Annotated in this window: 9 protein-coding genes; 4 read left to right on the top strand and 5 right to left on the bottom strand. The window is 61.9% G+C overall.

The features are described 5' to 3' along the window. Nucleotides 1–2 precede the first annotated feature (2 nt). Complete coding sequence (locus ADADOO_RS04475; protein WP_511275363.1) at nt 3–371, top strand: hypothetical protein; 369 nt, start codon at nt 3–5, stop codon at nt 369–371. A 73-nt stretch (nt 372–444) separates the two neighbouring features. Continuing rightward, entirely contained in the window at nt 445–1,290 is an 846-nt protein-coding gene (locus ADADOO_RS04470) for a HesA/MoeB/ThiF family protein (RefSeq protein ID WP_511275361.1), read from the top strand. Here ADADOO_RS04470 and ribD read toward each other — a convergent pair. From ribD to ADADOO_RS04450, 4 genes are all read right to left on the bottom strand, one after another. Next, on the bottom strand, nt 1,187–2,275 hold the full coding sequence (ribD, locus tag ADADOO_RS04465; protein WP_511275359.1) for a bifunctional diaminohydroxyphosphoribosylaminopyrimidine deaminase/5-amino-6-(5-phosphoribosylamino)uracil reductase RibD: 1,089 nt from the start codon (nt 2,273–2,275) through the stop codon (nt 1,187–1,189). The genes ADADOO_RS04470 and ribD overlap by 104 nt on opposite strands. After that, nucleotides 2,272–2,748: a transcriptional regulator NrdR gene (gene nrdR / locus ADADOO_RS04460; protein WP_511275357.1), complete on the bottom strand. Its 477-nt coding sequence runs from the start codon at nt 2,746–2,748 to the stop codon at nt 2,272–2,274. Before nrdR ends, ribD begins: the two co-directional genes overlap by 4 nt. Before the next feature lie 69 nt (nt 2,749–2,817). Next, nucleotides 2,818–4,068, bottom strand: coding sequence for a serine hydroxymethyltransferase (gene glyA, locus ADADOO_RS04455; protein ID WP_511275355.1), 1,251 nt, complete (start codon nt 4,066–4,068; stop codon nt 2,818–2,820). A gap of 39 nt (nt 4,069–4,107) precedes the next feature. After that, on the bottom strand, nt 4,108–4,764 hold the full coding sequence (locus ADADOO_RS04450) for a histidine phosphatase family protein (protein WP_511275353.1): 657 nt from the start codon (nt 4,762–4,764) through the stop codon (nt 4,108–4,110). Nucleotides 4,765–4,867: 103 nt separating this feature from the next. Between ADADOO_RS04450 and ADADOO_RS04445 the strand changes: the two genes are divergently transcribed. Both ADADOO_RS04445 and ADADOO_RS04440 read left to right on the top strand, forming a co-directional pair. Next, nucleotides 4,868–5,461 (top strand): TRAP transporter small permease subunit, encoded by a 594-nt coding sequence (locus tag ADADOO_RS04445; RefSeq protein ID WP_511275351.1) that lies wholly within the window; start codon nt 4,868–4,870, stop codon nt 5,459–5,461. Next, nucleotides 5,461–6,951, top strand: coding sequence for a TRAP transporter large permease (locus ADADOO_RS04440; RefSeq protein WP_511275350.1), 1,491 nt, complete (start codon nt 5,461–5,463; stop codon nt 6,949–6,951). Before ADADOO_RS04445 ends, ADADOO_RS04440 begins: the two co-directional genes overlap by 1 nt. A 56-nt stretch (nt 6,952–7,007) precedes the next feature. Here ADADOO_RS04440 and ADADOO_RS04435 read toward each other — a convergent pair. Next, nucleotides 7,008–7,780, bottom strand: a 773-nt coding sequence (locus tag ADADOO_RS04435; RefSeq protein ID WP_511275348.1) for a LysR substrate-binding domain-containing protein, incomplete at its 5' end; no start/stop codon positions are given.

The following is a 7,780-nucleotide window of genomic DNA, read 5'->3' as shown; positions in this document are numbered from 1 at the left end:
AAATTCTGTTCTCCAAGTTCCCCCCGGGCCAGGTGCCCGAGGCGGCCGATGATCTCCAGCACCTGGACGAAGTTGAGGTTCAGGCCCGGTTTGAAAGACGCTCGCTGGGTGTCAGCTACGACCTGCAACAACATACCCTGCGCGAACTGGACGAGCATCTGGTCGACAAGGGTTTTCATCTCGACAACACGCTGTTCACGAAATTGACCCGGGCCCTGATTTACTACGTCGAAGACACGCAATTACATAACATCGGCGCCCCGGAAAAACACCTCAAGCGCTCGGCTCAGGAAGCCTACGTCAACGCCTGGGAACACCACCCGCACGGTGACCACGATGACACGCCGCCGGAGTGGCGGGAATACAAATAGTTGTTAGTCGATAGCAAGTAGTCGTTCGCAACTGATCCCGACTAGCGACTAATAACGAACAACTACCGACGACATGACCGACGAGCAGCTTCTCCGTTACAGCCGGCACATCCTGCTCGATGCGTTGGGCATCGAAGGCCAGACGCGCATTCTTGACACCCATGCACTGATCATCGGCGCCGGCGGTCTTGGTTCGCCGGCGGCACTCTATCTGGCCTCGGCCGGGATCGGCAAGATCACGCTGGTCGACGACGACACGGTCGACTTCACCAACCTGCAACGGCAAATCATCCACACCCAGGCCCGCGTCGGCATGGCCAAGGCCGAATCCGGGCGGCAGGCGCTGAACGCCATCAATCCTGACATCGAGATCGTTCCGCTGCAGCAGCGCCTATCGGGCGAAGCGCTCGATGCGCTGGTCGCCAGCGCCGACCTCGTCCTCGACTGCACCGATAACTTCGCCACCCGGCACGCCATCAACCGCGCCTGCGTCCATCACCGCAAACCGCTGGTATCCGGTGCGGCCATCCGCTTCGACGGTCAGATCAGCGTCTACGATCTGCGCCGCGACGATTCACCGTGCTACCACTGCCTGTTTCCCGAGGGCGACGATGCCGAGGAAGTGCGCTGTGCCGTGATGGGTGTCTTCGCGCCGCTGACCGGCATCATCGGCACCATGCAGGCGGCCGAAGCTCTCAAGCTGGCGGCCGGCATTGGCGAAACGCTGACCGGGAGACTGCTGCTGCTCGATGCGCTAACCATGGAATGGCGCACCGTCCGCTTCAAAAAAGATGGCGATTGCGCCGTGTGCGGAGCTAAGGGAAACGGGCGATCAGGCGAATATCTTCGCCAAGCTGACGCAGGTCGCGAATCTTCAAGCGCCGCTTGCCGTCTAGCGACGTCAGTTCAGGCAGATTGAACAGCCCGCTCGCATCGTGGCCGATCAGGCAGGGCGCCAGGTAAAGCAACAACTCATCGACCAGACCTTCGCGCAGCAACGAACCATTAAGTTTGAAGCCGGCTTCGGCGTGAACCTCGTTGATGCCGCGCTGGGCGAGCAATTCGAGCAGGGCTTTGAGGTCAACCTTGCCGCTGCCGTTATTTAGAATTTCGACAAAATTTCCGGTTGACCGTAGCAAGGCCATTTTTTGGGCATTGTCGACGGCGCCGACGATCAGCACCGGCTCCCCTTGCAGAATACGTGCCGTCGGGGCAATTTCCAGCCGGCTATCGACCACCACGCGCAAAGGCTGGCGCGTCGTTGCTACATCGCGCACGGTCAGACTTGGATCGTCGTCGCGCACCGTGCCGATACCGGTCAGGATGGCGCAGGCCCGGGCCCGCCAGGCGTGACCGTCACGGCGCGCATCCGGGCCGGTGATCCACTGGCTGACGCCGTTGTTGAGAGCCGTCTTTCCATCCAGACTGGCGGCGGCCTTGAGGCGCAACCACGGCCGGCCACGCGTCATGCGCGAGATGAAACCGATGTTCAGTTCGCGCGCCTCGTTTTCCAGCAAACCGCTCGCCGTCGCTATGCCGGCCGCCTGCAACAAGGCAAGGCCCTTGCCAGACACCAGCGGATTCGGATCAGTCATCGCCGCCACGACACGCGAAACACCAGCGGCAATCAACGCCTCGGCACAGGGCGGCGTGCGGCCGTGATGGCTGCATGGCTCGAGCGTCACGTAGGCCGTGGCGCCTTTGGCCTTCTCACCCGCGGCGCGCAGGGCATGGACTTCGGCATGCGGCTCACCGGCCTTCTCGTGCCAGCCTTCGCCAACGATTTCACCGTCACGAACCACGACACAGCCCACGCGTGGATTGGGCGAGGTCGTCCACAGAGCGCGTTCAGCCAACTGCAGGGCGCGCGCCATCATGCCGTGGTCGACGGCTGAAAAGCTCATTTTTTCTTTGGGGTGCTGGCAGACGCGGGCGAAACTTCGCGAATGGCCTTCGAGAAGGCATCCACGTCTTCGAAATTGCGGTAAACCGAGGCGAAGCGGATGTAGGCCACCTTGTCGAGCTTCTTGAGTTCGCGCATGACCAGTTCGCCCAACTGCTGCGTCGTCACCTCGCGCTCTCCGGCCGAGCGCAATCTTTCTTCGATATCGGCCACCGCCGCATCGACCGATTCGATCGACACCGGCCGCTTGCGCAGCGCCAGTTCCAGACTGGCGCGCAGCTTGGCCCGGCTAAACTCGGTGCGCAGGCCATTTTTCTTGACCACTTGCGGCAGCTGAATTTCAGCCCGCTCGTAGGTCGTGAAGCGCTTGTCGCAGGCATTGCACTTTCTGCGGCGACGTACGACGTCCGCCTCGTCGGAGAGGCGGGTATCGACGACCGCCGTCTCATCGTGGCCGCAGAATGGGCATTTCACCTCAAACTCCTGAAAATTTCAGCGCGCCGCCCGAACAAGGCAACACCGTGTGGGCAAGCGCTGGAATTTTCACGCGCCGTAGACCGGGAACTTCGCGCACAAGGCAGCAACCTTGGCACGCACGGTAGCGGCCACAGCTTCGTCGTTTGGCGCTTCAAGCACGTCGGCAACCAGATGAGCGATCGTCTCGGCTTCGATTTCGGTGAAGCCGCGCGTCGTCATGGCCGGCGAGCCGATGCGGATGCCGGAAGTGACGAACGGCTTCTGCGGATCGTTCGGGATGCCGTTCTTGTTGACCGTGATGTGGGCGCGGCCGAGAGCCGCTTCGGCTTCCTTGCCGGTGATGTTCTTGGCGCGCAGGTCGAGCAGGAAGACGTGGCTTTCGGTGCGCCCGGAAACGATGCGTAGGCCGCGCTCTTCGCCGAGCACACGGGCCATGACGCGGGCGTTGTTGATGACCTGTTCCTGATAGCGCTTGAACTCCGGCGCTGCGGCTTCCTTGAAGGCGACAGCCTTGGCGGCGATGACATGTTCCAGCGGGCCGCCTTGCAGGCCGGGGAAGATGGCGGAATTGAGCGCCTTTTCGTGCTCGGCCTTCATGAGGATGACGCCGCCGCGCGGGCCGCGCAGGGTCTTGTGCGTGGTCGAGGTCACGACGTCGGCGAAGGGCACCGGGTTCGGGTAGAAACCGGCGGCGATCAGGCCGGCGTAGTGGGCCATATCCACCCAGAAAATGGCGCCGACTTCCTTGGCCACCTTGGCGAAGCGTTCCCAGTCGATGCGCAGGGCGTAGGCCGAGGCGCCGGCGACGATGACCTTTGGCTTGTGCTCGCGGGCCAGCGCTTCCATCTTGTCGTAGTCGATGGCTTCGTTGGCATCGAGACCGTAGGAAACGACGTTGAACCACTTGCCGGACATGTTGAGCGCCATGCCGTGGGTCAGGTGGCCGCCTTCGGCCAGGCTCATGCCCATGATCGTGTCGCCCGGCTTGGCAAAGGCCATGAGCACGGCCTGATTGGCCTGCGAACCGGAATTCGGCTGGACGTTGGCCGCCTCGGCGCCGAACAGTTTTTTCAAGCGATCGATGGCGATCTGCTCGGCGATATCGACGTATTCGCAGCCACCGTAGTAGCGCTTGCCGGGATAGCCTTCGGCGTACTTGTTGGTGAGCTGGGAGCCCTGGGCTTCCATGACGGCCTTGCTCACGTAGTTTTCGGACGCGATCAGTTCGATGTGGTCTTCCTGACGCTGATTTTCGGCCTGAATGGCCTGCCAGAGTTCAGGGTCAACTTTTGCCAGGGTGTCTTTCGCGGAAAACATGGGGAATGCCTCAAGCCATTGAAAAGGGGTCGGATTTTATCACGCCGGAAGCTCGTCGAGGGCGCCCGGCTCCAGATGGTCGGTTTCACCCCAGGTTTTCAGGCTCCATTGGCCGTCGACCGTGGCAATCCAGTTGATGCCGGCGTTGGGAATCAGGAAGTCGCGCGGCGTTTCCAGCGGGTTGCCCCGGACAAATCGGTTGATGATGTCGAGCACACCGCCATGCAGGACGATGGCGATGGTCTGGCCGGGATGCCGGGCCGCCAGTTCCTCGAGCTTGCCGGTGACGCGCTCGAACATGGCGGTCAGGCTTTCGCCGTTCTCGAAAGCGTAGTCGGCGTTGCGTCCTTCGAAGGCAGCATAGCCGTCTGGGTGCCTGGCTTTCGCCTCGTCGTAGGTCAGCCCTTCGAACACGCCGTAGCGCCGTTCCCGCATTTCGGGCACCGGCGTCGGGAGCAGCCCAAGTTCGGCACCGATCGCTTGCGCCGTCGTCCACGCCCGCCGGAGATCGCTGCTGTAGAGCGCGACAATGCCGGCCGGCTTGAGCCAACGGCCGGCCGCCATGGCCTGGTGTACCCCGGTGGGGTTGAGGCCGATGTCGATTTGCCCCTGGATCCGGCGCTCGGCATTCCATTCGGTCTCGCCGTGACGCACCAGACAGATGTGTGTTGGCCGGGTTGTAGGGATTTCCACCATTTTTTGTCGTTCGCCTTCGCTGTAAATTGCAAGCCTTGGGATTATCCATTTAACCCCGGCCACTTCAGAAGCCGGGAATTCTATCAATCGAGGAGAACTTTTCGTGACCCTTCTGCTCAAGCTCTCGCAGCTGATCGACTGGCTCAATGAGCACGTCGGCAAAAGCGCGTTCTGGCTGGTCCTGATCATGGCCCTGATCAGCGCCGGCAATGCCAGCTACCGCTTTGTTTTCAACGACAGCTCGAATGGCCTGCTGGAAATCCAGTGGTACCTGTTTGCCGCCGTTTTCCTGCTCTGCTCGCCTTACACCCTGCAAAAAAACGAGCACGTGCGCATCGACGTCCTCTCCGGCAAGCTGTCGCCGCGCGGCCTCGCCGTCATCGACATCATCGGCACCCTTTTCTTTTTGCTGCCCATGGTCGTCGTCGTACTCTGGCTATCGCTGCCGCTGGTCGCCGAGTCATACAAGATTCAGGAAATGTCGGCCAATGCCGGCGGACTGATTCGCTGGCCGGTCAAGATCCTGCTGCCGATCGGCTTCCTTCTGCTCGCCCTGCAGGGCATTTCCGAGCTGATCAAGCGCATCGCCTTTCTGGCCGGACGCATTGACGACCCGAACCACAAGGAAAAAGGCCCGACGGCCGAAGAAGAACTGGCCGCCGCCATTGCTGCCGCCAAAGCACAGGAGGCCAAATAATGGCCGAGTTCATGATTGCCAACATGGCGCCGCTGATGTTTGGCGCGCTCGTTTTATTCCTCCTTTTCGGCTATCCGGTCGCCTTCGCGCTGGCCGCCAACGGCATCCTTTTCGGCCTGGTCGGCATTGAACTCGGCCTGCTCCACCCGGCACTCTTTCAAGCGCTGCCGGAGCGGATTTTCGGCATCATGGCCAACGACACTTTATTGGCCATCCCGTTTTTCACCTTCATGGGGCTGATCCTTGAACGATCGGGCATGGCCGAGGATCTGCTCGACACCATCGGCCAGTTGTTCGGCCCGATTCGCGGCGGCCTGGCCTATGCCGTCATCTTCGTCGGCGCGCTGCTCGCGGCGACGACCGGCGTCGTTGCTGCCTCGGTCATCTCAATGGGCCTCATCTCGCTGCCCATCATGCTCCGCTACGGTTACGACAAGCGACTGGCCTCTGGCGTCATCGCCGCTTCCGGCACGCTGGCCCAGATCATCCCGCCATCACTGGTGCTGATCATCATGGCCGACCAGCTCGGCAAGTCGGTCGGCGACATGTACGAAGGCGCCTTCATCCCCGGCCTGGTTCTGACCTCGCTATACGTCGGCTACGTCTTCATTCTCTCCATCGTCAAGCCAGCCACGTGTCCGGCGCTGCCGCCAGAAGCGCGCACCCTGCGCGGTTTCAAGCTGCTGCTCCGCGTGCTGACCACGCTGGTCCCACCACTGGTTCTGATTTTCCTGGTTCTCGGCACGATCTTCCTCGGTATCGCGACGCCGACCGAGGGCGGCGCCATGGGCGCAGCCGGGGCGCTGATTCTGGCTATCTCCCGCAAGCGCCTGAGTTTCAAACTGCTCAAGCAAGCCATGGAAACCACCGGCAAGCTGTCGTCGTTTGTCATCTTCATCCTCGTCGGCTCGACGGTGTTCGGTCTGATCTTCCGCGGCGTCAATGGCGACCTGTGGGTTGAACACCTGTTGCTCGGCTTGCCCGGCGGTCAGGCTGGCTTCCTGATCGTGGTCAACCTGCTGGTCTTCGTGCTGGCCTTCTTCCTCGACTTTTTCGAGCTGTCCTTCATCATCGTGCCGCTGCTTGCCCCGGTGGCTGACAAGCTGGGTATCGATCTGGTCTGGTTCGGCGTGCTGCTCGCGGTCAATATGCAGACCTCGTTCATGCATCCGCCCTTCGGCTTCGCGCTGTTCTACCTGCGCTCGGTAGCCCCGTCGTCGATCAAGACCACCGACATTTACTGGGGCGCCATTCCCTTCGTCTGCATCCAGATCATCATGGTCTCGCTGATCATCATCTCCCCCAACATCGTCAGCTACGGCGACCCGGCGCAAAAGGAACAGCAGCGTCTGGAGAAGGAAGGCAAGGCGCCGGCTGCGGTCGATCTCGACTCGCTGATGAAACAGAGCGAGGAGGAGCCCGACGTGAAGAAGGACGACGACAGCTCAGCGGCCGATCTGCTCAAGAACCTGCAGAGCGACAGCAAGTAATTTCGCCAATTCACATCAGGGCGGGGTCGGTAGACCCCGCCTTTTTTTCGTCCGGCTCAGGGGATGAAGGGCAAGGCCAGTTCGCTGGTATCCGTGGCTCCGGCCGAAAAAAGCCGGCACTCTTCGATGAACTTCTGGGTCGCGCCACTGACATGGCGCTGGCGCTGACGAACAAACTGAAAACGGCGGCGCAGCGCTAGTTCCGGCGTCTTGATCTCGACCAGACTGCCACGCCGCAAGGCTTCGCGCAGCGCTAGCCGGGACAGGCAGCCGACGCCTAGGCCGGATTCGACGGCGCGCTTGATCGCCTCGGTATGCTCAAGCTGCAGACAGACATCGGGATCGACGCTGATGGCGCGCATGGCCCGGTCGAACAGGGCGCGGGTACCCGACCCCGGTTCGCGGACGATCCATTTTTGCCTCGCCAGCCCGGTCGACCGCGCCAATCCGGCCGCCGCCAGTGGATGCGACGGGGCGCAGAAGACGACCAGTTCATCATCAAGCCAGGGTTCGAAAATCAGGTCGGAATCACTGGCTTCGCCCTCGATCAGGCCGAGATCGAGCTCGAAGCGGCACAGGCGCTCAATCACTTGCTGCGTGTTGCAGACACTGAGATCGACCCGGCTGCCGGGATTTTTTTGCAGGTATTCAACAACCACCAGCGTGGCCAGATAGTTGCCGATGGTCAGCGTCGCGCCGACGGCAACCGGCGCCAGACGACCGCCAGCCAGGTAGCCCTCGACCTCGCCGGCCCGCGCCAGCATGTCCTCGGCCTGCGGCAGCAGGCCGCGCCGCGTGATCCAGTAGGCCAGCAGCGCCGTCAGCAATG

Origin of the sequence: Azonexus sp. (genome assembly GCF_036170495.1) — a bacterium.
In the GTDB taxonomy this organism is placed as follows: domain Bacteria; phylum Pseudomonadota; class Gammaproteobacteria; order Burkholderiales; family Rhodocyclaceae; genus Azonexus.
The sequence above is the reverse complement of the archived record's forward strand: the minus strand, read 5'-3'. Positions and strand labels throughout refer to the sequence as shown.

Bases quoted from the DNA above. Each gene is read 5' to 3' on its own strand.
- ADADOO_RS04440 (WP_511275350.1), top strand. From the start codon at position 5,461: ATGGCCGAGTTCATGATTGCCAACATGGCGCCGCTGATGTTTGGCGCG.
- ribD (WP_511275359.1), bottom strand. From the start codon at position 2,275: ATGAGCTTTTCAGCCGTCGACCACGGCATGATGGCGCGCGCCCTGCAG.
- ADADOO_RS04470 (WP_511275361.1), top strand. From the start codon at position 445: ATGACCGACGAGCAGCTTCTCCGTTACAGCCGGCACATCCTGCTCGAT.
- glyA (WP_511275355.1), bottom strand. From the start codon at position 4,068: ATGTTTTCCGCGAAAGACACCCTGGCAAAAGTTGACCCTGAACTCTGG.
- ADADOO_RS04450 (WP_511275353.1), bottom strand. From the start codon at position 4,764: ATGGTGGAAATCCCTACAACCCGGCCAACACACATCTGTCTGGTGCGT.